We start from the raw sequence: 26,177 nt of genomic DNA, 5'->3' as shown, positions 1-26,177 counted from the left end.
CCGAGCTGGGGCCGTGTTTGCGTCACTGTATGAGGCCGTGTCCAGGCATTTGGGCGCGGCTTCTTTCGTTCTGAACCCGCAGCGCTCTGACAGCCCTCCCCCGCCTGCAAGGATGACGCTACACTAGTCGCCGGGAAAAGGGGGAACCACATGCTTATCGTACCCGTCGGTGACAAGGAAGCGCGCCGCACTACGCCCTGGATCTGCATTCTGCTGATCCTGATCAATATTGCCGTCTATACCTGGACCACCCACCAGGATCTGCAAAGAGACGGTCCGCTGACTGCAGAACAGGCCAATCTGCTGGCGGACTATGAAGTGGATTTGCTGCTGCAGTGGCTATCACAGCAGGACAGCAGGACCTATGCCGATGCTGTGGCCATGAACGACAAGGGCGCGGATTTCATGATGGCCTACGGCTGGTACGATCAGGCATTCGCCCTGCATGTTCACCACCACTGGCAGCAACACCCCCCTGCCAACCAGTGGCGCCAGCTTCGCAACGATCTTGAAGACTGGATGGATCAGCAATCCACTATTCGCTGGGGGCTGATTCCCAATGATCCCAGCCTGGTCACCCTGCTCAGCTCCCAGTTCATGCATGGTGACTGGTTTCATCTTCTCGGCAACATGCTGTTCCTGATCATGTTTGGCATTGCCATGGAACGGCATTGGGGTGCCCGGCGTTTCCTACCGGCTTATCTGCTTTGTGGCATCGGTGCAGGCCTGTTGTTTATCGCATCCGCTCCGAACAGCGGCATTCCACTGGTGGGGGCATCTGGCGCCATTTCCGGTCTGATGGGACTGTTTGCCGGCACATTCCGTCTGCGCAAGCTGGAGTTTTTCTACACGCTGGGATTTTTCTTCGGTAGCTTCCGGGCACCGGCACTGGTGCTGTTTCCGGTATGGCTGGGCTGGGAACTGATACAGGCGGCGACAATGAACAGCAACGTCGCCTATATGGCCCACGCCGGCGGCCTGCTGACCGGGCTGGCTCTGGCTTTCCTGCTTCCTTTCACCGAGCAACCGAACCGGCAGAAAGGCAATCAGCCCGGCATGGACGGAGATGACACTCAGGTGCCTGCAATCTGCCAGCAACTGGCCGAACAATTACGCTTTGATGATGCCCAGTCCCGCTGCCGCCAATGGCTTGTCAACCACCCTAAAAGCCGCCCCTTGTGGTTTTTCTTCCTGCAGATGGGCCTGCGCCGCAAGCAGCTGGATGCGGCCATGAAAGAGGCAGTTAAAACCTTGAGCGAACGCCAGGGCAGTGATGCCCTGCTGGGGGCGCTATGGCAGGAATACGAATTTCTGGGCGGCGACATCCGTGCCCTGCCTCCCGCCTACCAACTGCTGCTGGCAGAGCTGGCCTGGCGCCAGCAGCGTAGCAAGCTGGTACGAGAGATCGTGCAGGATCTGCAAAAGAAACAGTGGCAGCACCCTCGCCTGGAACGGCTCAGCCAGCGGCTTTAAGACGCTGGAATACCTGCATGGCTTCGCAGGATTCCTGGCTCTGAAACTGATCGGGAAAGTGCTTTTCCACAAAGGCCAGCAACTTGCCCGCCCGGAGCAGATCCCCGTGCTGCTCCATATACAATCGGGCCAACAGCACATAGGCCGTGCCCAACAATGGGAAGCCCGGCGTTCGTTGATGCAGGTTTACCAGCAAATGCTGCGCTTCTTTCAATCGCCCCCTCTCGTACAACGCCTGGGCCAACGACAAAGACAAACTGCCTTCTTCTTCAAAGCGGAATCCCGGCTGTTGCTGCTGGGCTTCCAGCCAGATCTGCACAGCGGAACCCTCGTTGCCATTGGCGAATTGCTGGCGAAGAAAACGGGCAAGATGCGCCTGCCAGGGTTTGTCTTTTTCCAGCAAGCGCAGCAGACGCAGTCGGCGCCAGTTCAGTTCCTGGTGCATTGGGGCTGCATTGAGGCCACGATTTACCACGCCCAGCGCATCGTCAAAACGCCCTTCCTGAGCATAGATATGGGCAGAACCCAGCGCTTCTGCCACATCAAAATCATCCGCAGCCAGGGAACGCCCCCGGGGCTCATCTTCTGCCAGCCCCAGTTCGCGGGCCTTTTCATTGAGCATGGCGCCCATCATGGCAGAGGCAACAATCGTCGTATAAGCAGAGAACGCCGTACCCAGAAATACCAACACCTGAAGATCACTCTGGGTTTGCAGTAACGACGGAGCAGCCGTCACCGCCATCACGGCAAACCACAAAAGCAGGTAGGACACCCCGACAGTGACCACCAGCTGCAACCAGCGCAACGGGTTCAACGCCATGCGCAGAGATCGACTCACTGCAAGAATCATCACCGCCGCCGGCAACACCAGCGCAGCCAGGGCCAGCAGCCCCATGGCCAGAACCATGGACGTTGAAACCAGCAACAGGGGCACCGTAAACAAGGTAATCAACAGGACGATCTGCTTGACCAGCAAGCCACCTTCGGACATCACATCCATCGGGGATGGCGGTACCCAGTCATCGCCAGCGACCTCCGCGATCACTACCAGCGAATAAACAAACAGGGTGAGAGCCAGAAACAATAACAACAGGCCCGTAAGCAGCCCCAGAGACAGCACACTGGCAATGCCCAGAGACAGAATCAGCCATAACGCCGGTGGCTTGAGCGGGTATTGCAGGATTTCCCCGGAGCGTTGCCAGAATGGCGTTCCAGGCTCACCATCGCCCTGCCAGTCCAGCTGTTGGCTGCACAACACACAGCGCGGCAAGCCAGGACGAAAATTCTCTTCTCCACCCGGCACACACTGCCCACAAAACCGTTTGCTGCAACCGGAGCAATGCCAGCTCCCTGGCTTCTTCAGGTGATAATTACAGGCTTCCATGTCACTCCCTTACCCTTCCCTACCGGCACGTCATTGTGCCGCTCTTATTTCCCTGATGAACAATGCTGCCCTGACAGCAGCGTCACCAATCAAATCGGTCTGCTCAAGACCACTGCGCTTTAGTGGTCGAAAATCATGATCCCCATGGGGCAGCCAGTGTAAAGAGATGGCTTGCGGCAAACCATAATTCGTCACCTCCTGCGGCTTGCCGAAGGGGTCACGTTCACCCTGGCAAATCAGCATGGGGACAGCCAGATGTGGCAGATGCTCAGTGCGGGTTTTCTCCGGTTTTCCCGGTGGGTGAAACGGGTAACCCAACGCCACCACTCCATGGATAGGCGGACAGTCTGTTTCCGCTGCCAGCAGTGATGCCATGCGCCCGCCCATGGATTTGCCCCCGATCCAGATCGGCAGATTGTCGTCCGGCAACGCCGCCAGTACGTCCCGGAAGTGCGCCAGCAACTGCGGGGCGCGATTCGGCGGGAACTTGCGTTGTTCCTGGCGACGGCGCGCCATATAGGGGAACTCGAAACGGACAACGGAGATTCCCCGATCGGCCAGAGCTTCCGCCATGGCGTTCATGAAGTCACTATCCATGGGAGCGCCAGCGCCATGGGCCAGCACCAACAGCGCCGCTGGCTGCTCGGCACAGTTCCACAGCAAATCCATCACAGCGCCATCTCCAGCGCCTTGAACTGGGCCTGCAGCGCCGTTTTGAAATCTACCCGAAAAAGATCCAGCCCAGGTGTATCAAGCACCTTCTCTACCACCGGTGCCGGATGACTGACAGCCCAGCAGCCGATCAAGGTTTGCTGTACCTGCATCAGATAAGTGGCCGCCTTATCGCTGGACAGACCATAGGCCTGCTGCAGACGCTGAGCCAATTGCGCGAAATGCGCTAGCAGGGACTGTTTGAACGCTAAGGCCGCCGCCTCATCCAGATTCTGTTCCAGCACTGAGTGCAGGATCGCTGTGAGCCGGCAAAACAATGGGCGCGCCACCAGCATCTCCGACAAGGCCTGCCACAGTGGCAAGCTGTCATCCACTGGCGCATGGCTTACCCGCTCAAGTTCATCCAGGTACAAGCCAAGAAACAGCGCTTCCTTGGAAGGGAAGTAACGATACAACGCCGCCTTGGTGACGCCGGCCCTGCGGGCAATGGAGGCAAGGCTGATGGCTTCGAAACGCTCCTGCTCAAAGAAGGTTGCCGCCGCCGCAAGAATCTGGGCGCGCCGTTCCGCCTTCTGCTCAGGTGAGCGGGCGCGCTGAAAAACACATTCGGCCATAGGGAACCTCTGATTGAATCAGGAATCAGTGCCAGATCGCTCATCATGCAAGCATGATTTTCCGCCGACATTAGTATCCAGTCGGAACCTGCAGGGGCGCCGAGCGTAGGGTTCAGAACTGCACCAGAAAAATTGATAATGAATAATTGAGAATTGATAACGTGCGGGATAGTGCCTTTATTCTCAAAGCCCGGATGCCGCACTTGCATTTTGAACGCGGCTTCTGAGTTTTCCAATCAGGCAGGCGTTTGATCGCGTCGTTATCAATTATCCATTCTCAATTATCAACTTAACGGTATTGGTGCAGTTCGCCTAAGGCTCAGTGCACCCTACGCCAGAGATCCGCCAGCGCAGATTACGCCTGAAGCATGCCTGCCAGTCGGCGGGTAATCATACGGGGCGAGAACTTGCCCATCCACACCAGCAGCAAATTTTTCAGGCCGGGAATCACAATGGCGCGACGGCGCCCTGCCAGAGACTTTTTCACCACCGCTTCGGTAGTCATGGTGCCAGCCTTGAACAACAGGGTATCGGTCATGTGGGCTTCGGTAGCAAACTCTGAATCGGTAGCACCTGGACACAGAGCGCTGACCGCGATCCCGTTACCTTTCAGCTCTTCGTGCAGGCCTTCAGAGAACGACAGAACAAAGGCCTTGGTGGCGTAATAAATGGTCATGTTCGGGCCTGCCTGAAAGGCCGCCGAAGACGCCACATTGATCACAAACGCATCCTTAGCCTGCTTGAGCGCCGGCACCAGACGCCAGGTCAGATCTACCAGGGCTGTCACATTCACCTGCACCATATCCAGCTGCCGCTGCAGATCCAGATCCGCAAACTGCCCGCGATCACCAAAGCCGGCATTGTTGATCAGGCCAGTCACCGCGATCTGCTGTTGCTCCAGCGCCTTTGCCAGCTCGGCGGAGGCTTCCGGCTGCGCCAGATCCGAGGCGATGCAGGCAACCTCAATACCGTTTCGCTCGCGCAACTCGCCGGCAAGGGCCTCCAGGCGATCCAGGCGCCGGGCCACCAATACCAGGTTGTTCCCTTCCATTGCCAATTGCCGGGCAAATTCCTTACCAATACCGGCACTGGCGCCAGTAATAACGACCGCTTGCATAGCTTTTCTCCATTAAGTAACCATCGGTCACTAATTTAGAGAAAAATCACCGATCTGTAAATAACCGCTGGTTACTTAAATGAGTTGCGCCTCGACACTACCTTTTGAGAGCCCTGGTTTTCAGTGCAATCTTCGCTTTGCGAGCAAAGCTCCAACAGCGCCATCGCTTCAGGTCTCCCCTTCTGCCACGCCCCACAGGTTGAGCTGGCCATGGGGACCTGGTGGCACAAAGCCACTGCAATCCAGAGATTGTTCTTCACGGGCCTGCAATCCGGCCGCTTTGCAAGCGGATGCAAAACGCTGGCGCAGCAGATGCGCCCAGGCCCCCTGCCCGCTTTGTCGCTGGTGCCAGCGGCTGTCATAGACGGCGCCACCATGCAGATCCCGCATCACCGACATCACCTTCTCCGCCCGCTCCGGGTAATGCTCATGCAGCCACTCCTCCCAGAGCGGCCCCACTTCATGGGGAAGTCGCAACACCACATAACCCGCCTGCTGAGCACCGGCCTGGGCCACCTGCTCGACAATATCTTCCAGCTCGTGGTCGTTGATGAAAGGAATCACTGGCGCCACCAGGGCAGTTACAGGCACCCCGGCCCGGCTCAGCTCACGAATCACCTTGATGCGCTCACGGCCACCACTGGCCCGTGGCTCCAACTCGCCTTTGAGGCGGTTATCCAGCGTGGTCACGGACACCGCCACCGACGCCCTGCCCAGGCGCGCCATGGGAGCAATCAGGTCAAGATCTCGCAGTACCAGGGTGCTCTTGGTGATCAGGCTGAAGGGATGCTGGCAATCCACCAGCACCTGCAACAGTTCCCGGCTTATACGCCGTTCTCGTTCGATGGGCTGATAAGGATCTGTCACCGTACCCAGCACAATGGGCCGACAGCGATATCCTGGCTTGCGCAAACTATCGCGCAGTACCTCTGCCGCATTGTCCTTGCAGAAGATTTCACTCTCGAAATCCTGGCCCGGTGACAGATCCACATAGGCATGATTGGGGCGGGCATAGCAGTAGATACAGCCATGCTCACAGCCCCGGTAGGGATTGATGCTCTGCTCAAATGGCAGGTCCGGGCTGCGATTGGTCATGATCAGGCTTTTTGCCTGTTCACGGTGATAGCGGGTGGGCCGGTTTACCGGCGCGTCATCCATATCGCTATGGCTGACGGCAAAGCGTCCCGGTATCTGGCTGAAGGTACCCCGGTTCACAGCAGGCATAATGGCTCCCGTCAAATACTGTCTTTTTGTACAGTATATCGAGAAGAGCCCGGACTCAATACTTTTTACCCAACTACGCCCAGCCAGCCCGGTGGCGCCTTGCTCGCAAGGCGAATGGGAGTATTGATCACCAGCATATGGCGAAGCGGGCAACCCCTTCGCCATGCAAGCATAGCTCCAACGAAGTCTGGTGGCATAAGTGGCCTACAAACTCCGAAGCTTGCGCAGCTCCCTTACCCCGACTGCAAGTGTCATGAAGTCGTGGGGGCTGTCTGCCTGCAGGGTTTGCAAGCGGTGGATGCCGAAGGCGACCTTGCGGCTGGCCTTGTCTTCCCACGCAGCAAAGCGAGCGGCGGCGTTGTCGCCCTCCTGTTCCAGTACCTTGGCAGCCACCTGGCGGTGCAGGCGATAAGAGTCTTCGCGCAGGTTGGCGCGGGCCAGGGCCTGCCAGCGACCCTGTACGCTCAGGTCGATGATGGCGGACAACAGCCAGAGGATCTGCAGGCGATCCCCGACCAGGAAGTAGACCTCCGCCGCCAGTTTCAGCGGCACCTGGGCCTGGGAGGCCAATTCGATCACGTCCGGCGCGCTGCCCAGCACCATGGTGTTGGCCAGCAGGCGAGCTTCTTTTTCCGGCACGCCATCGTCGCCCATGCCGGCCACCGCCTGATCCCACTCCTGACGGTAACTGCCTGGCAGGATATCCGGCAGCATGGCTTCCAGCTCACCAATGGACTTGCGATAGCGGTTGACCGCTTCCGCCACCGGGCGACGACCCCATTTGTAATGGATCAGCCAGGTGGTGACGTGTTTCATCAGGCCGATGACACGACCATAGAGGCGCAGCTGCACCTGGCTGTCCACCTTGCCATCCAGCCCGTCCACCGGTGCCCAGTAAAGGTCCCCATCGAACACCGCGTGAGCCATGGCATAGGCCTTGACGATACGGTGCAGGGACAGCCCATGCTCATCGGCATAACGGTGGACAAAGGAAAAGCCCATACGATTGACCACCGCATTGGACAACACAGTGGCAATCAGCTCCCTGCGCAACCCATGCGCCAATAAATCCTCGCGGAAGGATTCCACCAGCTCTTCCGGGAAATAGTTGAGTACGTCCTGATCGAAGAAGGGGTCGTCCGGCACATCGGTGGCCAGCATGGCATCAAACAAAGCATTCTTGGTGTAGGACAACAACACCGACAGTTCCGGCCGTGTCAGCCCTTTGCCCCGGGTGCGGCGCTCACTGAGCCCCTCGTCATCCGGCAGGTATTCCACCGAGCGGGTCAGCGAGCCCTGGCGCTCCAGAGTGCGCAGGTGGTTGGCGTGTTCGTCGAGACGGCTGGCGGCATTGAATTCCAACAGGCTCAGGGCCAGGCATTGCACATAGTTGTCGCGCAGTACGGCCGTTGCCACGTCATCGGTCATCCGCTCTAGTAGCGGGTCACGGGTTTCCCGGTCCAGGCGACCATCACGCAGCCGCTGATTGAGTGGAATCTTGATGTTCACTTCCCGGTCGGAGCTGTGCACGCCACCGGAATTGTCGATGGCATCGGTGTTGATACAGCCGCCGTTCAGCGCGTACTCGATCCGCCCCAACTGGGTCAGCCCCAGGTTGCCGCCCTCGCCCACCACCTGACAACGCAGGTCGCGACCATTGATACGGATGGCATCGTTGGCCCGGTCGCCTACCTGTGCCGGACTTTCGTTGCTGCCTTTCACATAGGTGCCAATGCCACCGTTCCAGAGCAGCTCCACCGGTGCCTTTAGGATGGCGGTGATCAACTCCGCGGGTGTCAGGGTACGTTGCTCGATACACAGAGCGTTACAAGCCTGCTCACTGAGGGTGATGCTTTTGGCACTGCGCGACCAGACCCCGCCACCGTCGGAAATCAGCGATGCATCGAAATCTTCCCAGGTGGTGCCACGCGTGTTGAACAGCCGCTGACGTTCGGCAAAGGTGGTCATCGGGTCCGGGTCCGGATCAATGAAGATGTGCATGTGGTTGAACGCGGCAACCAGCTTGATCTGTTCGGACAGCAACATGCCGTTGCCGAACACATCGCCGCCCATATCGCCGATGCCCACCACCGTAAAGGGCGCTGTCTGGATATCCTTGCCCGCTTCCCGGAAGTGCCGCTTAACGCTCTCCCAGGCACCGCGGGCGGTAATACCCATCTTCTTGTGGTCGTAGCCGGCACTGCCGCCGGAGGCAAAGGCATCGCCCAGCCAGAAGCCGTATTCATCGGCCAGGCCATTGGCGATATCAGAAAAGGTCGCGGTGCCCTTGTCAGCGGCCACCACCAGATAAGGGTCATCGCCATCATGACGGACCACGGAGGCTGGCGGCACCACCTGATCCCCGACCCGGTTATCGGTGATATCCAGCAGGCCGCGAATAAATTCCTTGTAGCAGATGATGCCCAGCTGCTGCCAGGCCTCCCGGTCCGCCGGGTTGCCTCGCTTGAGCACAAAGCCGCCCTTGGCACCCACCGGCACGATAATGGCGTTCTTCACCATCTGCGCCTTCACCAGGCCCAACACCTCGGTTCGGAAATCCTCGCGCCGGTCAGACCAGCGCAGCCCGCCCCTGGCCACCGGACCACCACGCAGATGGATACCTTCCATTTGCGGTGAATAGACGAAGGCTTCATACATGGGCAGCGGCGGCGGCAGTTCCGATACCTGACTCGGGTCCAGCTTCAGACTCACATAGGACTTGTCGTGGCCGGCCGCATCCGGCTGGTAGAAGTTGGTGCGCAACCCGGCCCGCACCACACTGAGGAAGGCACGCAGCACCCGGTCCGCATCCAGCGAGGCCACCTGGTCCAGCTGGTGATCCAGGTTCTGGGCCAGCTTGAGGCCCTCGTTTTTGCGGCGCTCGTCGCTGATTCCGGGGTCAAAACGGGTTTCAAACAGCTGCACCAGAGAGCGGGCGATGCTGGCATGGTCCGCCAGCAACTGTTCCATATAATTCTGCGAATAGGGCAAGCCGGTCTGTACCAGGTACTTGGTCAGCGTCCGCAGACAGACGATCTGCCGGGAGTTAAGGCCAGCCAACAGTACCAAGCGGTTAAGGCCGTCGTTTTCCGTGTTGCCATGCCAGCATTCCAGAAACGCCTCTTCAAAAAAGCGTTTCTGCTGCACCGGCCCCAGGGCACAATCACCATGCACCTGCACATCAAACACCTGTACCCACTGGGCCTCACCATCCCGAGGGATGACCTGAGTGGGTTCCTGTCTCACCACGCGCAGACCGAAATTTTCCAGCGCGGGTAACACATCTGACAGGCCAATCGGTTTCTTCTGGCTATAGAGACGCAGACTGGTGGGGCAGGCAGCCCCGTCGCCGCTATTGATGGACAGCGAGGGCAGCACCGGCTGGCGGTCATTCAACTGCGCCAGATAATGAATATCCGCTGCAGCTTCCATCGGATCAGTCTTTTCCTGATAGCCCACCGGGAAAGCGTCGCCGAAGCGCTGCGCCAGTCCGGCACCCTCTTCGCCATGCTCGCCCTCCTTGCGCAGGATGTCGCGAAGCTGGTCAGCCCAGGTGCGGGTAACTGCCAACAGGCGTTCTTCCACCTGGGCCTGTGACATGGCCAGATGAGTCCCCTGGGGAATACGGATAATGCAGTGAATCCGTGCCAGCCCCTCACGCAGAAAATCCACCGTGCGCTCCACCGAGCTGCCATTGCAGAGCTGCTTCAACTCGGCGGTGACATGATCACGCAGTTCCCGGGAATAACGCTCCCGGCTCAGATAGACCATGCAGGAATAGAACCGTCCGTAACGATCTCGCCGCATGAACAGGCTGAGGTGGTGACGGTCGCGCAGGGCACGGATACCCATGCAGATGCTGTAGAGCTCCTCTTCACTGCACTGGAACAGTTCGTCTCTGGGTAACTGATAGATAATGTCGCGGAGATGTTTGCCGGAGTGGGACCGCTCGGGCAGGCGGGAGCGGTCCAGCACATAATTGACCTTGCGACGGATCAACGGGATGTCCCGGGGACGATTGATATAGGCATCCAGCGAGAACAAGCCGATGTAACGATCGGTCCCCTCTACAGTGCCGTCCTCCGCCAACCGTTTGACCGATACCACATCCATGTAATGGGGGTGGTGGATCGGCGAACGGGCATTGGCCTTGGTCACCACCACCAGACGACCATGGGCAATGTACTTGGCCATCTCGTCGTGGGGGGCAATAAACTCTTCCGCGTTGGCATAACGGCTGCCGGGGCGGGCCAGGCCAAGCCCGGCATCATGATCCAGGGAAAGCTTGATGCCGTCGTCCACGGGCTCCGCCCGGGAGCGGGCATAGCCTAGGAAGGTAAAATGATCCAGTGACAACCAGTCAATAAAGGCCTGAGCCTCGGCAAGTTCTTCCTGATCGCGACTGGGGAAATCCCCAGAGAGGTTCTTCTGGGTGGTTTCCAGGTTATCCAGCATGGCCGGAAAATCCTCCACCACCAGGCGCAACTCTCCCAGCACCTGTTCTAGGGATTCCTGGAGATGCTCATAGGCCTCGTCGCTGGCCAGTGGTTCAAACTCAACATAGACCAGGGATTCCGCCGGATTCTCGCCATCGCCAACGCCGGCCACCCTAGTCATGTGTCCATGGGTATCACGAAGCACCTGTATCACTGGATGAATAGTCCAGTCGATAGCCGTGCCCGCATCTCGTACCGCCATGGCGATCGAATCCACCAGAAATGGCACGTCATCGGTCACCGTCCGCAACGCCGCCAGCCCACCTGGCCTAGTGGGTGGTTTCAGATGAATCAGGGTTTCTTCAGGGTGGCGCTGGAAGGCCATCATCCAGTGTTGCTGGGCGATGTGAAAAAGCTGCTCGGGGGTACGGGCGGTGAGCGCCGCCTGGCTGCTCATTTCAAAATAAGCCGCCATGAAACTGCGGAACAGGGGCTGATGTTCGACCCCGACGTGGGCGGTAACCAGTGCTTCAAGCTGGGCCTGTAACAGGGCCTGGCGCTGCGCGACGTCATCCTGCATCGAATCCTCCGGCGTCCGTTCGGGCGCGCCGGCAAGGGGCCAGCGGCCTCGGTTTCACTCTATACCGGAGGAATGGATCAATACCAGCCCGGCGCCGTGATTAGATCGGCAAACAGGAAAATGACAGGAAAGCGGCAGCAACATTGTGCAGCGGGCTATATCGCTATGCAGCAGGGTGCACTGAGTCCAAGCGAACTGCACCAACACCGCTAAATTGTTAATGGAGAGAGTGGATAATTGATAACGACGCGATCAGACGCCGGCCTGACCGGAAAACTAAGAAGTCGCGTTCCCAATGTAAGCGCGGCCTCCTAGCTTTGATAATAAAGGCACCATCCCGCGCGTTATCAATTCTCAATTGTCCATTATCAATTATTCTGGTGCAGTTCGCCTCAGCCTCAGTGCGCCCTGCATAAAAGGCTTCTGGCGCCTTACTGCACCTGCACCGGCTGCACCAGCACCCAGGGCATCACTACCACCGTCCATAGGCCCTGATCGATCTCAAACCACTTGGCGGCCTGATCATCGGTGACCTTGTCTACCTGCCCCTTGTCCCGCCACAGAGACAGGGTGTCGGCCTGGTCTTCGGAAAACGCCAGTGCCACTTCGATCAGGTCCAGTTCTGGCGCCACATAGACAGTCTGGCCACGGGCAAAGAACGGCTGCAGCTCTTTCCAGGTGGCCTTGGCCGTTTCCTGATTGAGTTTGGCTTTGAGAATATCGCGATCTGCGGATGAATCAGACATGGGCGGCTCCGTGTTCAGGGCCGTGCATTATCCGTATTCGGGAGGGTGCAATCAAAGAGGGAAAAAAGAACGCCCGCCACTTGGGGAATGGCGGGCGGGCTGTACCGGGGCCGAAATTGAACATCCGTGTTCGATTGCGTCCTTGCGAGATCCACTTTAGGGAAACCAGCAAGGCGGCATAAGACGCGATTTGCTACATCTTTTGTAAGCCATTTGCCATAGCAAGGTGTGGTTTTCGGCCTCGGCAAGCCAAGGCTTATTGCTGTAGGAACCCAGCCTAGCGAAGTAACAGCCGCAGGCTGGCCCGAAGGGGGAGCGAAGCGAATAACGCCGCTTGAGGCGCGAAGCCTTCTGGCACGAGGCTTTCATGTGCGACCGTGCCATTTCGCGCCTCAAGCGGCGCTCCTACAAAACAGCCAGCCAACGCTCCGGGGTCAGCGCCAGCGAATCTCACGGCTTGTCTCGCTGATTGGTCGCTGCCTGCGATCGAACAGCTGAAAGCTGGCCCCTTCGGCGCTGAAGCTCACTTCGGAAAAGGCGTTATCGCTGAATACCTCGCCGGGGACCTCCACCCGGCCCAGAGGCTTACCCCAGCCCCCATGGAGCACACCCGGCACCCGAATCATCGGGCGATACCAGCGGAACGCCCGCAGCGCTGTGGGCCAGAACAAACCGGAGCAGGTCCAGCTATGCACCTGCTTGCCACCATTTAACGTCAAACAGGCATACAGGGAGGCATGCACATCCCCACTCAGCACCACCAGCTTGTCGCTACGGCTGCGCCCCATGGCCTCCAGCAGACGCTGACGCTGGTGCTTGAAACCCTCCCAGGCATCCTTGCCACGGAACGGGCGTCGCTGCTCCGGGAACAACAGCACCGAGGTCACCAGCACCTTGATGCGGTCCGGATCACGATCCAGCCACTCGATAAAGGCCTGTTCCTGAATATCGCCGATCATGCGACGCTGCCAAGGCCAACGACTCAGTACCCGCTCGGTGCGCACATCCATGACAAAGAAATCTGCCGGCCCCCGGGAGAAGGTGTACCAGAAACGGTCCGGATCGCGATCCAGATAGGTGCCCGCCTGATTCAGGGGGGCCGCCGGAGAGTGGGACGCCTGGTAAATCTGATAGGCCTTGATGGCGGCGGGATATTTGCTGGTCCACAACTCAGCATTGGCCCGGGCCGGCCAGTTATTCTCGATCTCGTGATCGTCAAGGATCATGTAGCTGTTGGTATCGCGAAGCAGCTTGGCCAGATGCGGCTGGGAAAAGCTTTCCCGGTAAAGCGCATCAAAATCCTCACGGGTGGTGGCGGCACCTAACTTATACATGGAATCGGCATATACCTGATCTCCGCCGAAAAGCACAAAATCCGGTTTCGAGGTATCCGCCCGCGACGACATTTCGGCAAAAATCTTGTCTGCCCGATCGTCCTGAATTTCACCATCCAGGCCGACAAACCGGTAGCAACAGGAGCCAAAAAAGAAACGCGTGGCATCCGCATCCGGCTGATTGGTAAGAAACTCCCCCTGATCTGCTGCTTCCCAGTCCAGCGCTACCTCATCTTCCGTGGCCACCCAGCCAGCCTGATATTCATAGCGGGTACCAGGCTGCAACTGATTGAGAATCACCACACCGGAGCCATCGAAGTTGCCATTAAGCCGAAACGTTCTCGCCGGCGACCAGTCAGTGCTTCCCTTACGACGCCAGCGAATCCGCCCCCACAGCCATTTTTTTCCGGCTCCCAGCTTCCCTTTTGGCAGCGCACCGAACACTCTCACATGGGTGTCCACCGCCTCCCCTACCACCGGCCCTACGGCAAACCTGTTCACACTTTGACTCATGGCTTATGCCCCCCCTGCATTGAGCCCCCCGGCCCACGCTGCTAGCATCACGGTTAAGCGGTGCAGGCAGCCTCATGGTCACTCGTATGGGCCCGAAATAAACGGCACCCTCTGTCAGGAATAAAAACGTTGTTCAAGGATGCGAAAACTGCCTTTATTCTGCTTGTTGCCTTTCTCTCACTCGGGCTGACATCAGCCGTCTGGGCTAACGGTCCCGAGCTGCAGATTATTGGCGAAAAGCAGGAAGAACTACACCCCTATCAAGGGCTGGATTACTTCTGTACCCCTGCGGCACAGTCGCCGACCATTAATGCCCTGCAAAAACGCCCGACCCTGCCCTGGCAATCCAGCCGGGGAGAAATGCCCAACCTGGGATTCACCAATCAACACTGCTGGTTCCGATTTGCCGTGCGCAACCAGAACCCACGGCACAGCGACTGGCAGCTACTGGTTGATTACGCCATGCTCGGCGAGCTGGACGTCTACCAACTGGATGCCGGCGGCAACCTGGTCAATCACTTCCAGGCCGGCATGGACCGGGATTTTGCCGTACGGCCTGGCAACTACCCCACTCCCGCTTTCCCGCTGTCCCTGCCCAGCGGCAAAGACAGCAGTTTTTATCTTAAGGTCACCTCTCCTCACAGCATCCAGCTGCCGATACGACTGCTTAGCCACGATCAGTTCGCCCGATCCGCGCAGAACCAGACCATTATCCAGGGAATCTTTTTCGGCGGCATGCTGGTGATGATTCTCTATAACCTCTCGCTGTTCTTCTCCATACGCGAAAAGGTCTATCTGCTATATGTGTGCTGGTCGGCAGTGGTTACCCTGTTTCTGGCAGTACTGCACGGCTATGCCCACCGTTACTTGTGGCCGCACTCTCCGCTTGTCAGTCAGTACATCATTCACTACCTGCTACCCCTGATCGTGCTGCTGCCACCGTTGTTTACGCTGCATTTTCTGTCGCTGCGGGAAAAGGCGCCGCGCCTGGCGGCATGGCTGAAAGGCCTGGTAATCATCGGTACGCTGCTGTTCCTTGCCGCCCCCTTTACCAGCCGCGGTTTCCTGATTCCGATTTCCGTCAGCGCCATTCTGGTGATGGACTTCAGCATCCTGGTGGTAGGGCTGCTACGCACCCGCGCCGGCGACCCGGATGCCCGCATTTTCACTATTGCCTGGGCCTGCTTCATTACCGGTGTGGCGGCCATGGCGCTGAACAAATACGGCGTACTGCCGCGCACCGGCCTTACGGAAAACCTGGTCCAGACCGGCGTATTCCTGGAAGTCATTCTGCTGTCACTGGCGCTGGCCCGGCGCATCAGCCGGCTCAAGGAAGCCCATTCCGACTCCATTCGCGAAAAAGCCATTGCAGAAATGGAAGCCTTCAAGGCCGGCGCTCGTAACCATGCCAAGAGCGAGTTCCTGGCCACCATGAGCCATGAAATCCGCACCCCCATGAATGGCATCATGGGTATGACCGACTTGCTGCGTCGCACCTCCATGACCCAGCAGCAGGCTCAGTATGTGGGCACCATTTACCAGTCCACCCAGTCCCTGCTCACAGTGATCAACGACATTCTCGATTATTCCAAGATTGAATCCGGCAAGCTGGAGCTGGATTACCAGAGCGTGCAGCTGGAAAGCATTGTCGACGACTGTGTGCGGTTGTTTGCCCTGCGCTCCAGCGAGAAACAACTGCCGCTGTATATCCATATCGACAGCCGCGTACCGGAACGCATCAAAACCGATCCGATCCGGCTCAAGCAGATCATTACCAACCTGCTCAGCAATGCCTTCAAGTTCACCGAACGAGGTAATGTCTCTCTGCACGTCACCGTGAAACAACCGGTGAATGAAAAGAACCTGTGCGTGCTGATGTTTGAAGTGGTGGATACCGGTGTGGGCCTGGACGAAGGACAACAGAACAGTTTGTTCCAGGCATTTCACGAGCTATCCGGCAAGGGCAAACATACCGGCGCCGGTCTGGGGCTGGTGATCTGCAAACGACTGATCGAACTGCTCAACGGGGATATCGGTGTATCCAGCTCGCTGGGCCGCGGCGCCACCTTCTGGCTGTCCCTGCCAGTGGAAGTGGAAAAACCGCAAAGCAAACCGGTATTGCAAAACCGCAGCGCCCTGCTCATTTCCAATACCCCGGCCCAGTTGCTGAGCCTGTCCCAGATTCTCACACGCTGGGGGGCGAAGACCCTGGAATACCGTGATGTGGAAAGCGCTCTGGATCCGGCCAATCCGTCACGCCCGGTGGACTTTGTCATCGCCGAGCATGCGGTAATGGAGAACCCGCAGTATGTGCAACGGCTGAAGCAACACTTCCGTAACCCGGTGCTGGTACTGCTACACCCCACCGGCAAACCGCTGAGCGACAATCTGCCCGAGAACCTGTTGCTGATCGAAACCCCGTTCTCCTGTCAGGCCCTCAAACGCAGCCTGCTCACCGGCCATGACGAACAACTCGCCCAACAAAGTGCTGAAGAACCCGCCATCGTGTTGGACAAGGGCAACGCCCTGAACGTAATCGTGGCCGAAGACAACCCGGTCAACCAGCTGGTGATCGACAGCATTCTCAAATCCCTGGGTATTTACGCCACCCTGGTCAGCGACGGCGAACAGGCGCTGGAACTGGTTGGCGAACAACCCGGTTACTGGGACATCATCTTCATGGATTGTGAGATGCCGGTGATGGACGGTTACCAGGCAACCCGGGAAATCCGCACTCTGGAGCAGGAATCCACCGCTCACCCGCATTGCTGGATTATCGCCCTGTCAGCCCATGCCACCGGCGACTATGTACAGAAAGCCCGCGACGCCGGCGTGGACGACTACCTGAGCAAACCGGTTTCCCAGCAACAGGTGCGCGAAGCGCTCCATCGCGGTCAGGTCGCTACCCCATCAGGTATCTCTGGCTGAGCAAGCAACCCGGCACACACGGTAATCAGCTGTTTCACGCGAATGGGCTTGCCAAGGAAGGCATCGCAACCCGCGTCCATGCAGCGCTGGCGGTCCACCGCCAGTACGTTGGCCGTTAATGCCAGTATCGGGCCCGCAAAGCCACGGTCCCGTAGTGCCTGGGCGGCTTCATAACCGTCCATCACCGGCATCTGCATATCCAGCACCACCAGATCAAAACGGTCCTCGGCATAATAACGGCAGGCTTCGCGCCCATCCTCGGCTTCTACCACCTGCATCCCGGATTTCTCCAGCACTTTGCGAACAAACAAGCGATTCACCGCGTTATCTTCCACGAGTAATGCCCGGCCTTTCAGCTCCATGGCGGTCCCTGCCAGTTCAGGCAACTGTTGGGCCGCTGCTGCCCGCATATCCACTTCGGTCGCCTGAGACAGTGGCATCACCAGGGAGAACTGGCTGCCCTTGTTCAGTTCACTGGACACTGAGATATCACCGCCCTGGGAACGGGCCAGCTGGCGGGCGATGCTTAACCCCAGCCCGGTTCCGGTATAGCGACGGGAATGGGACGCGTCCGCCTGGGAAAACGGCTGAAAAATCTTCTGTTGCTCCGCGTCACTGATACCAATACCGGAATCCTCCACCGACACCTGCAGTTGCTGCTCCACCTCCGACCAGCCAGCACAAACCTGAACATGGCCTTCCTCCGTGAACTTCACTGCATTGCCGACCAGATTCACCAGAATCTGGCGCAGCCGAAAGGCATCGCCACACACTGTCATCGGCATGCTCGAGAGATAATCCAGGCGCAGGTCAATCTGCTTTTCCTGCGCTCGCAATTGCAGGCTATCAACCACTTCATCCAGCAGCTCGGTCACGGAAAACAGACGCTGCTCGTTATGTAATTGCCCCGCCTCGATACGCGACAAATCCAGCACATCATTAATCAGTGCCAGCAGGGCATCGCCGTTGTGCTGGATAATGGTGAGATAGCGATTCTGATCTGCCTGGCTCAGGGAACCATCACGCAGCAACTCGGTATAACCGAGTATCGCCGTCATCGGGGTGCGGATTTCATGGCTGATATTCGCCAGGAACTGGCTCTTGGTCTGGCTTGCCTCCTCCGCCTGACGGCGGGCATCCGCCAACTGTGTCTGGGCGTGATTAATGCTGTCCACCATGGCATTGAAGTCTTCCGCCAGAGCGCCGATCTCATCATTACCCAGCACCGGCACCCGCTGATCCAGCGCCCCGCCTCGCGCAATGGAACGCACCGCGTTATGCACCAGGTTCAAACGCCCGAACAACATCGGCTGAATCCGGTAGTTGATCACCAGCACGGTAAGCCCGGCCAGCACCGCCATGATCAACCCGATCACCAGCACCGACAGATTCAGGGATTTATAGCCATCGCGAGGCAGTTCCACCACCACTTCCAGCGGATTGCCGCCAAGGAAATCCGGCACCGGGAAACGGCCGAGAAGCTGCTTGTCCTCGGTCATGGTCAATCCCCGCACCGGTTTCAGCGATTCCGGAACCTCACGAACATAAAGCGCATGGCCCAGCCGGTCTGACAGATAGCTCATCCAGTCACTGTCCAGCCACACCCCCAGCAGATAGGCTTGGCAGCCCATCTCCACCGCGGTGCTGAACAACAATGGGCGGCCTTCCACCTTCACCACCCCCCAGATCGGCATGCAGCCCTGCTCGTCAAAGCGCTCCGCCAGAGTGGCAAACACCGGAGAGGAAACCTTATCGGCGCCGTTATTCCAGACCACCGAGCTGCCACGCAGCTCCATCATCAGGTCCAGATAACCCAGCCCCCCCTGATTGCTGGGCGGGTGATCCGGTTGCTGGCTCCAGTCCTGGGCCCGCACCCGCAAGATGGAAAGCTGATCCAGAAAGGTAGCCTCCACCTTTTCCAGTTCCCGCTCGGCGTTGCGTTCGGTGAGGGTATCCACCAGCGATAGATTCACCCAATACAGCGCCACGGTGGCCAGCACCACACAACAAGCCGCGGAAATTACCAGCAACCACCGAATGCGCACTCTCAGTGACATCGTTACCTTCCCCTGACCGGGTGGCCGGACGACAAAAAGTGCCGCCCCATGGCCTGCATGAGCTCCCGGAATCACTGTATTGAAAGAATAATTTTGAGCCGAAACCCTAGCACAAGATTCCCCGCAGCGGGCCCCTGCCAGTATCAGCGGTGGGAGATGCCGCACAGCCGTTCACCCACAGGATGAAAAAGCCCCGCCGCACCCGTATCATAGGCCACCCTTTTTCCGGAATGACGACGTCGACCCCATGAGTGACACGCCCCGCAAAATCCTGGTGACCAGTGCCCTTCCCTACGCCAATGGCCCCATTCACCTGGGCCACCTGCTGGAATACATCCAGACCGATATCTGGGTCCGTTTCCAGAAACTGCGCGGTGAGCAGTGCATCTACGTGTGCGCCGACGATGCCCATGGCACCGCCATCATGCTCAAGGCGGAAGAAAACGGCATCACCCCGGAGCAACAAATTGCGCAAGTCAAAGCGGACCATGAACGGGACTTCGCCGACTTCCAGATCCAGTTCGACAACTACTACAGCACCCACAGCCCGGAAAACCGCGCGCTGTCGGAAATGGTGTTCCAGCGTAATAAAGACGCCGGCTATATCGTCGAGAAAACCATTACCCAGCTCTACGACCCGCAGAAAGGCATGTTCCTGGCGGACCGTTTCGTCAAGGGCACCTGCCCCAAGTGCAAGTCCGAAGACCAGTACGGCGACAACTGTGAAGTGTGCGGCGCCACTTACACCCCGGCTGACCTGATCAAGCCCTACTCCTCCGTGAGTGGCGCCACCCCGGTGGAAAAGGAAACTACCCAGCTGTTCTTCGATCTGCCCAAGTTCGAGTCGCTGCTGCGCGAATGGACCCGCTCCGGCGCCCTGCAGGAACAGGTGGCCAACAAGCTGCAGGAATGGATCGAAGATCTGCAGCCCTGGGATATCTCCCGCGAGGCCCCCTACTTCGGCTTCGAAATTCCCGGCTACCCGGGCAAGTTTTTCTACGTCTGGCTGGATGCCCCCATCGGCTACATGGCCAGCTTCCAGAACTACTGCGACCGCGAAGGCCTGAGCTTCGACGACTACTGGGGCAAGGAATCCACCGCCGAGCTGTATCACTTCATCGGCAAGGACATCATCAATTTCCACGGCCTGTTCTGGCCCGCCATGCTCGACGGTGCCGGACTGCGCAAACCCACCGCCATCTACAGCCACGGTTTCGTCACCGTGAACGGCGCCAAGATGTCCAAGTCCCGTGGCACCTTTATCAAGGCGCGCACCTACCTGGATCATCTGGGCCCGGAATACCTGCGCTACTACTTCGCCGCAAAGCTCTCCAGTCGTGTGGATGATTTCGACCTGAACCTGGAAGACTTCGCCCAGCGGGTGAACTCCGACCTGGTGGGTAAACTGGTGAACATCGCCAGCCGCACTGGCAACTTCGTGAAGAAGTTCGGCGGCACGCTTAGTGACGAACTGGACAACCCACTGCTGGTCCGCGAAGTGCAAGAAGCGGCTCCGCGCCTGGCTGAGTTCTATGAGAAGCGTGAATTCGGCAAGGCCATGCGCGAAATCATGGCCCTGGCCGACCACGCCAACGGCTACATCGCCGACAAGGCCCCCTGGACCTTGGCCAAGGAAGACGGCAAGGAACAGGAAGTGCTGGCCATCTGCACCACCGCCATCAACGTGTTCCGCCTGCTGGTGATCTACCTGAAGCCGGTGTTGCCGGCGCTGGCCGAGCGCGCAGAAGCCTTCCTGCAGGTCGAGCCACTGACCTGGAGTGATAGCGACACCCTGCTGCTGGGCCACGAGATCGCCAAGTTCAAACCGCTGCTCAACCGCATCGACATGGCGCAGATCGAAACCATGCTCAACGCCTCCAAGGAAGACGTACCGGCCAAACCGGCCAGCAATAAAAGCGAACCGAAAAAGGCCGACCACGTGGCAGACGACACCATCAGCATCGATGACTTCCTCAAGGTAAAACTGCGCGTGGCCCGCGTAGCCAAGGCCGCCCATGTGGAAGGGGCCGACAAGCTACTGCAGCTCACCCTGGACGTGGGCGAACTGGGCGAACGCAATGTGTTTGCCGGCATCAAGGCCAAATACAGCCCGGAAGATCTGGAAGGCAAACTGGTGGTACTGGTCGCCAACCTGGCCCCGCGCAAGATGAAATTCGGTATCTCCGAAGGCATGGTGCTGGCCGCCGGCCCGGGCGGTGAGGACATCCACATCCTCAGCCCGGACAGCGGCGCCCAGCCGGGTATGGAAGTGCGCTAACCCGGCACCGATCCCCGCTCCCCTCGTGGGAGCGGTGGTGCCACCGCGAATGCTTTCCTTCCCGAACTCACCCCGATATCCCTCCCCTGTGCGGTTACCGCCATCTTTCCGGCCAGCCACGACGTACAATCGCTTTCCCCTTGCCCCGGATATGGTCTTTCCCTCTACACTGTAAAAACGAAAAACAAGGGAGAGCGCTACCATGAACCGCCAGGCAACACTGACCCCGGACGCCATCCAGTCCAAGAAAAACACCGTCAGCGCAGAAGAATGGCAACTGCGTGTGGATCTGGCCGCCGCCTACCGGCTGATCGCCCTGCACGGCTGGGACGACCTGATCTTTACCCACCTGTCTGCCCGCATCCCCGGCGACGAGCATCACTTCCTGATCAATCCCTACGGCATGATGTTCGACGAGATCACCGCTTCCAGCCTGGTGCGCGTGGATCAGGCCGGCAACAAACTCGATGACAGTGACTTCGATATCAACCCGGCGGGCTTCACCATCCACAGCGCCATCCACGCCGTGCGCGAGGATGCCAACTGCGTGATGCACACCCACACCACCGCCGGTGTGGCCGTGTCCGCCCAGCAGGAAGGCCTGCTCGCTCTGTCGCAACAGAGCCTGTTCCCGCTGGCCAGCCTGGCCTACCACGACTACGAAGGCGTGGCCCTGCGTGAAGACGAAAAGGCCCGCCTGCAGGCCGACCTGGGCGACGCCAACTTCATGATCCTGCGCAACCATGGCCTGCTCACCGTGGGCAGCAGCATCGCCGATGCCTTCCTGGGCATGTTCATCCTCCAGCGCGCCTGCGAAATCCAGCTCCAGGCCCTGTCCGGCAACCGCCCGCTCACTCCGATCCCCGATGGCATCGTCAACACCATCAAACAGCAGGCCTCCCAGGTCACCAAAGGCATGGGCGGCAACCTGGCCTGGCCAGGCCTGCTACGCAAACTGGACCGCCAGAACCCCGGGTACGCGGACTAAGCACCTGTTTAACGCGCTAGTCGAAAGCCAAGATTATTTACAGAACCTTTCCCTCCCCCTACGACCTCTCTAGAGGGTTCCCTCTCCCTTGAGGGGAGAGGGACAGGGAGAGGGTGAAAGGCCTACCAGACAATGGATGGCGCTGGCTCAATTGCCCAAACACCCCACCCAAATCTGTTTCCTCTCCCCTATTCCCCCTGTCAAAGCAGGCCAAAACCGGCCAACCTATACAGAAAGGCGACTTCCGTTAATTGTCTTGCCAGACAGGTATACGCAATGTGTAGGGAATTAACAGACACTGTCTACCGAGGTCACCGATGACACAGTCACTGGACGCTCTCTGGGAAAAGGTCCGCGCCCAGAAAACCCGGATCCCCTCTCTCTACGGCGATATCGACTTTGATGCCACCCCGGAGCGATTCACGGATTCCATGGATGTCCGCAGTACATTGCCGGCCCACTTCGCCAGGAAGTACCGCAAGAAAATCCTCGCCGACCATGAAAAGGTGGAACGGGCCCGCGCTTACACCCTGCTGGGCGACACCGTGGCCGATGCCTACGCCGCCCTGATGCCGGCATACAGCTTTCGCGATCTCATCGGTATGCTGAAGAAAGCCTGTGACGAAGGGCTCGACGCGGTACCCGATGCGCCACAGGAACTGGTGGACTTTATCACCGCCATGGAAACCACCCCGGACTGGGTGGACATGGAGCTGGTGCGCGAAGGCGCCCGCCTGAGCCGCAACCAGATGGCCAACCTGGCCCCCTACGTGATCCGTGGCGCCTTCGTGGCCACCTTCATGAACAAGTACTCCGGCCTGCCCATGGCCATCACTGGTACCCTGGCCAACGACTCGGTAAACCGGCGCATCAACGAAACCGCCAGCTTCTTCACCACCGCCACCCTGCCCGGCGCCCTGGAACGCTTCGGCCCAGGCTTCAAGGCCGCCGCCATGGTGCGCCTGATGCACTCCATGGTGCGCTTCAATATCCTCAAACGGGTAAAGAAATGGGACCCGGCCATCTACGGCATCCCCATCCCCCAGGTAGACCAGATGCCCGCCGGCACCATGCCTGCCTATCTGGCCGCCTTCAAGGCCATGCGCAAGGGCCGCAAACACTTCACCCGCAACGAACGGGCCATCGTCGAACTGTCCCGCTACCAGTGTTTCCTGCTGGGCCTGCCCGAAGAACTGCTACCCGCCGAGGCGCCGGACATTATCGACACCATGCTCACCTACTCCGGCACCCTGCGCGAAGGGTACGATGACGAGACCTGCGGCGAACTCACTCGCGCCACCATGTCCGTCTACCGCCCAAAGGACAACAAGCTCACCAGCAAGGTCCACAACCTGGTGGAGCGCAGCGTCTCCAAGGTGTTCTTCAATCAGGCGTTTCTCGGCAAAAACGACAAATCCAAAGCGAAAGAGATGGGCGTGGAACCACACCTGCTCGACTACGCCCTGTCCAGCATCGGCAGTCTGTTCATCATGCCCCGCCTGATCGCCTATCGGACCCTGCAAGACATCCCCGTGGCCAACAAGATCGCGGACAGGATACTGGTCAGACGCATCAACGAATTGCTGGTGGACTATGGCCATGCGGAATTCACCACCGATGCGGCGCAGTACACTCCCACCATCAAGAACGCCACCTGATCCTGCATTAATGCCCTGCTACGACAGCGGCAAAGAGCCACAAAAAAGCCCCCTTAATCAGGGGGCTTTTTTATCATCAGGCAACAGCATCGAAACAGGACGCGCGCGATTCAAGGGTAACGGTCAACCCAGACTACACACCCAGATACTCCCCGATCAGAAACGCATCCCCCTGCCCTTCCTGCTTGCCAAAGTAGCTAACCGGATCACGCTCATCGTTCTCGATAGAGCCCACCTCGCAATCAATGCCATATTGCTTGGCAAGATCATTGAAAAGGGTGACCGGCGTCTTCAGCTGCGCCTTCTTCTTCACCGGCTGGCTGATACCCAGTTGCCAGTCCTCACAATCGTCACTCTCGCAGTCATTGATCAGGGTGACCTTCCCCGCTTCGTTCTCATCCACATACGCCTGCAGCGCCGCTTGCAGGTCAGGCAGGTTGCGCTTGAGCTTCTTTTCCTGCTTTTCATCCAGGCGATCACAGGCGACGAGGAGGTATACGAGCATATCTGGGTCCGGGGTTGGGGCTTTGGGGGTATTTTACCACAGTGGGGCGGTTTGTTGGTTTCAGTAGAGAACCGATGCAGGACTGACTACGAGTCGTAGAAGCAAGAAATTTTTAGCCGCTTGACGCACGGAGCAAGACCTCGCATTCCTCATGTTCCGATACTGCCGGTGCTTTCCCTGATTATTCTATGGAGAAATATGCATCTACTCTGGTTAGGAGAAGATGCCCACTAAAATGGGGAAACTACATATCCTGCCTGCTCACCCTTGTTCATCCGCCTAACTTAAAAATACAAAAACAAAAAAAGAAAACAAGCCAGCAAATGATGTTATTAATGTAACCCTTTTGAGCTTAGGTGTTTGCCAAGCCATAATAAAACCCGAAACGAGTAAAGCAACGATGGAAATAGCAAGAACCACAGCATAAAATTTAAAAGCTATGCCGCCTTTAGCCTTGTGGAGTTGAACCAGGCTTCTGTACCAATCAGTGCGTTTAACAGTGAGCTTGGCGATCAACGGATCTTCAGTTGGCTCTAAGACTACGTCTTTAGAAGAGCCTGTCCATTCAAGGAGAAAGTGACTGCCATAGGCCTTGAGCTTTGGCTGACCTTCAGGATACTCAATCACAAGGTCATCGAGCTCTAACTGAGCAAGGTTTATTAATTCACTAAGGTTTGACTGTACAGGCTTACTAAGTTTCACTTCATAGACATCATTTTTGTATCCCCCTTTTACACTCCAAGTATACAAGGCCCCCGTAACCATAAACATTATCGCGGCAGGAAAAATAAACGCTGCAAGCAATGCATGGGCTTTCATCAGCTTCATTCTATCCATCATTCATTTTCCGTACATTGAGATTTTATTTTTATCCTAACGCCTGCCTTCAGCCGCCCACTTGGAGCGAATGACCGAAGGGAAGTAGCGGAAAGTGGGTCGGCTGCAAGGCATTGTTAGGTAACAATTTCTTGGGATTTGGTTGCTTTGGCATCTTTAAGAATTTTTATGCCGCCTCTGACTACTACGGCGGATATTATTGCCCCGATAACTAAATCTGGGTATCTACTACCGAGGAGCCAAACGAGAGCGCCAGAACAGATGACGCCAACGTTAGCAATTACGTCATTTGTGGAGAATATCCAGGATGCTCGCATGTGAACCCCGCCGTCTCGGTGCTTGGATATGAGCATTAGGCAGGCTACGTTAGCTATTAGCGCTAGAAGCCCGACAGCCATGATGAGCATGCTTTGAGGTTCGCTTCCATAGAGTGAGCGACGCACAACCTCAAAAAGGACTCCAAGACCGAGAATGATTTGGAGTACACCGCTTACACTTGCTGCTTTTGCTTGCTGAGAAATGCCTTTACCTACGACGTAAAGTGATATTCCGTAAACGGTAGCATCCGCTAGCATGTCCAATGAATCTGCGATAAGGCCGGTTGATTGGGCGTAGAAGCCTAACGCAGCCTCAACCACGAACATTACCCCATTGATAGAAAGAAGATAGGCCAGAGTAGTTCTTTCTAGCTTCTTTGCTTGCTCTGCGCCGCAGCCGCAATCTGACATTGGTTTTATTCCTCTTTGAGGGTGGGACTTGTTACCTAACGCCCGCATTTGCGGCTGGATTGGAGCGCAGCGGAAAACCAGTGATCTTCACCCGATAAAACGGAC

General features: G+C 58.0%; 17 protein-coding genes. 5 read left to right on the top strand and 12 right to left on the bottom strand.

Annotated elements, in window-relative coordinates:
• Positions 1-150 precede the first annotated feature (150 nt).
• On the top strand, positions 151-1,473 hold the full coding sequence (locus tag T9A_RS16690; protein WP_052043037.1) for a rhomboid family intramembrane serine protease: 1,323 nt from the start codon (positions 151-153) through the stop codon (positions 1,471-1,473).
• Here the strand turns inward: T9A_RS16690 and T9A_RS13830 are convergent.
• The 8 genes from T9A_RS13830 to T9A_RS13795 all read right to left on the bottom strand — a co-directional run bounded on the left by T9A_RS13830 (position 1,457) and on the right by T9A_RS13795 (position 14,081).
• Positions 1,457-2,857, bottom strand: coding sequence for a tetratricopeptide repeat protein (locus T9A_RS13830; protein WP_035249546.1), 1,401 nt, complete (start codon positions 2,855-2,857; stop codon positions 1,457-1,459). The genes T9A_RS16690 and T9A_RS13830 overlap by 17 nt on opposite strands.
• Positions 2,858-2,887: 30 nt before the next feature.
• Positions 2,888-3,526 (bottom strand): alpha/beta fold hydrolase, encoded by a 639-nt coding sequence (locus T9A_RS13825; protein ID WP_035249543.1) that lies wholly within the window; start codon positions 3,524-3,526, stop codon positions 2,888-2,890.
• Positions 3,526-4,143, bottom strand: a complete 618-nt coding sequence (locus T9A_RS13820; RefSeq protein ID WP_035249540.1) for a TetR/AcrR family transcriptional regulator — start codon at positions 4,141-4,143, stop codon at positions 3,526-3,528. Before T9A_RS13820 ends, T9A_RS13825 begins: the two co-directional genes overlap by 1 nt.
• A gap of 355 nt (positions 4,144-4,498) precedes the next feature.
• Complete coding sequence (locus tag T9A_RS13815) at positions 4,499-5,260, bottom strand: SDR family NAD(P)-dependent oxidoreductase (protein ID WP_035249537.1); 762 nt, start codon at positions 5,258-5,260, stop codon at positions 4,499-4,501.
• A gap of 168 nt (positions 5,261-5,428) precedes the next feature.
• A complete protein-coding gene (locus tag T9A_RS13810; protein ID WP_052043035.1) occupies positions 5,429-6,484 on the bottom strand; it encodes a PA0069 family radical SAM protein in 1,056 nt (351 codons plus the stop codon).
• 204 nt (positions 6,485-6,688) lie between these two features.
• Positions 6,689-11,500: an NAD-glutamate dehydrogenase gene (locus T9A_RS13805; protein ID WP_035249535.1), complete on the bottom strand. Its 4,812-nt coding sequence runs from the start codon at positions 11,498-11,500 to the stop codon at positions 6,689-6,691.
• A 431-nt stretch (positions 11,501-11,931) separates the two neighbouring features.
• The gene (locus tag T9A_RS13800; protein ID WP_035249533.1) at positions 11,932-12,246 is read right to left on the bottom strand and encodes a DUF2288 domain-containing protein; all 315 of its coding nucleotides are present in this window, start codon (positions 12,244-12,246) and stop codon (positions 11,932-11,934) included.
• A 434-nt stretch (positions 12,247-12,680) separates the two neighbouring features.
• Positions 12,681-14,081: an alkaline phosphatase D family protein gene (locus T9A_RS13795; RefSeq protein ID WP_232222122.1), complete on the bottom strand. Its 1,401-nt coding sequence runs from the start codon at positions 14,079-14,081 to the stop codon at positions 12,681-12,683.
• A 141-nt stretch (positions 14,082-14,222) separates the two neighbouring features.
• On the opposite strand from T9A_RS13795, the gene T9A_RS13790 reads away from it, so the two are divergent.
• The gene (locus T9A_RS13790; RefSeq protein ID WP_035249528.1) at positions 14,223-17,021 is read left to right on the top strand and encodes a hybrid sensor histidine kinase/response regulator; all 2,799 of its coding nucleotides are present in this window, start codon (positions 14,223-14,225) and stop codon (positions 17,019-17,021) included.
• Here T9A_RS13790 and T9A_RS13785 read toward each other — a convergent pair.
• Positions 16,988-19,078 carry an ATP-binding protein gene (locus tag T9A_RS13785; RefSeq protein WP_035249526.1) on the bottom strand — a complete coding sequence of 697 codons (2,091 nt, stop codon included), beginning with the start codon at positions 19,076-19,078 and terminating at the stop codon, positions 16,988-16,990. The genes T9A_RS13790 and T9A_RS13785 overlap by 34 nt on opposite strands.
• 247 nt (positions 19,079-19,325) lie before the next feature.
• On the opposite strand from T9A_RS13785, the gene metG reads away from it, so the two are divergent.
• From metG to T9A_RS13770, 3 genes are all read left to right on the top strand, one after another.
• Positions 19,326-21,356, top strand: coding sequence for a methionine--tRNA ligase (gene metG / locus T9A_RS13780; RefSeq protein WP_035249524.1), 2,031 nt, complete (start codon positions 19,326-19,328; stop codon positions 21,354-21,356).
• 202 nt (positions 21,357-21,558) lie between these two features.
• Positions 21,559-22,344: a class II aldolase/adducin family protein gene (locus T9A_RS13775; protein WP_035249522.1), complete on the top strand. Its 786-nt coding sequence runs from the start codon at positions 21,559-21,561 to the stop codon at positions 22,342-22,344.
• A 317-nt stretch (positions 22,345-22,661) separates the two neighbouring features.
• Complete coding sequence (locus tag T9A_RS13770) at positions 22,662-24,002, top strand: oxygenase MpaB family protein (protein WP_035249520.1); 1,341 nt, start codon at positions 22,662-22,664, stop codon at positions 24,000-24,002.
• A 133-nt stretch (positions 24,003-24,135) separates the two neighbouring features.
• On the opposite strand, the gene T9A_RS13765 is transcribed toward T9A_RS13770, so the two are convergent.
• The 3 genes from T9A_RS13765 to T9A_RS13755 form a co-directional block, all read right to left on the bottom strand.
• Positions 24,136-24,507: a hypothetical protein gene (locus T9A_RS13765; protein ID WP_035249518.1), complete on the bottom strand. Its 372-nt coding sequence runs from the start codon at positions 24,505-24,507 to the stop codon at positions 24,136-24,138.
• 279 nt (positions 24,508-24,786) lie between these two features.
• Positions 24,787-25,347 (bottom strand): PepSY domain-containing protein, encoded by a 561-nt coding sequence (locus tag T9A_RS13760; protein WP_035249516.1) that lies wholly within the window; start codon positions 25,345-25,347, stop codon positions 24,787-24,789.
• A gap of 113 nt (positions 25,348-25,460) precedes the next feature.
• On the bottom strand, positions 25,461-26,072 hold the full coding sequence (locus tag T9A_RS13755) for a cation efflux transmembrane domain-containing protein (protein ID WP_035249514.1): 612 nt from the start codon (positions 26,070-26,072) through the stop codon (positions 25,461-25,463).
• Positions 26,073-26,177 lie beyond the last annotated feature (105 nt).

Source organism: Alcanivorax jadensis T9 (assembly GCF_000756655.1).
In the GTDB taxonomy this organism is placed as follows: Bacteria; Pseudomonadota; Gammaproteobacteria; order Pseudomonadales; family Alcanivoracaceae; genus Alcanivorax; species Alcanivorax jadensis.
This window is presented reverse-complemented; position numbering and strand designations above follow the sequence as displayed.

Coding starts and splice junctions, on each gene's coding strand:
- T9A_RS16690 (WP_052043037.1), top strand. CDS start 151: ATGCTTATCGTACCCGTCGGTGACAAGGAAGCGCGCCGCACTACGCCC.
- T9A_RS13830 (WP_035249546.1), bottom strand. CDS start 2,857: ATGGAAGCCTGTAATTATCACCTGAAGAAGCCAGGGAGCTGGCATTGC.
- T9A_RS13825 (WP_035249543.1), bottom strand. CDS start 3,526: ATGGATTTGCTGTGGAACTGTGCCGAGCAGCCAGCGGCGCTGTTGGTG.
- T9A_RS13820 (WP_035249540.1), bottom strand. CDS start 4,143: ATGGCCGAATGTGTTTTTCAGCGCGCCCGCTCACCTGAGCAGAAGGCG.
- T9A_RS13815 (WP_035249537.1), bottom strand. CDS start 5,260: ATGCAAGCGGTCGTTATTACTGGCGCCAGTGCCGGTATTGGTAAGGAA.
- T9A_RS13810 (WP_052043035.1), bottom strand. CDS start 6,484: ATGCCTGCTGTGAACCGGGGTACCTTCAGCCAGATACCGGGACGCTTT.
- T9A_RS13805 (WP_035249535.1), bottom strand. CDS start 11,500: ATGCAGGATGACGTCGCGCAGCGCCAGGCCCTGTTACAGGCCCAGCTT.
- T9A_RS13800 (WP_035249533.1), bottom strand. CDS start 12,246: ATGTCTGATTCATCCGCAGATCGCGATATTCTCAAAGCCAAACTCAAT.
- T9A_RS13785 (WP_035249526.1), bottom strand. CDS start 19,078: ATGTCACTGAGAGTGCGCATTCGGTGGTTGCTGGTAATTTCCGCGGCT.
- metG (WP_035249524.1), top strand. CDS start 19,326: ATGAGTGACACGCCCCGCAAAATCCTGGTGACCAGTGCCCTTCCCTAC.
- T9A_RS13775 (WP_035249522.1), top strand. CDS start 21,559: ATGAACCGCCAGGCAACACTGACCCCGGACGCCATCCAGTCCAAGAAA.
- T9A_RS13770 (WP_035249520.1), top strand. CDS start 22,662: ATGACACAGTCACTGGACGCTCTCTGGGAAAAGGTCCGCGCCCAGAAA.
- T9A_RS13765 (WP_035249518.1), bottom strand. CDS start 24,507: ATGCTCGTATACCTCCTCGTCGCCTGTGATCGCCTGGATGAAAAGCAG.
- T9A_RS13760 (WP_035249516.1), bottom strand. CDS start 25,347: ATGATGGATAGAATGAAGCTGATGAAAGCCCATGCATTGCTTGCAGCG.
- T9A_RS13755 (WP_035249514.1), bottom strand. CDS start 26,072: ATGTCAGATTGCGGCTGCGGCGCAGAGCAAGCAAAGAAGCTAGAAAGA.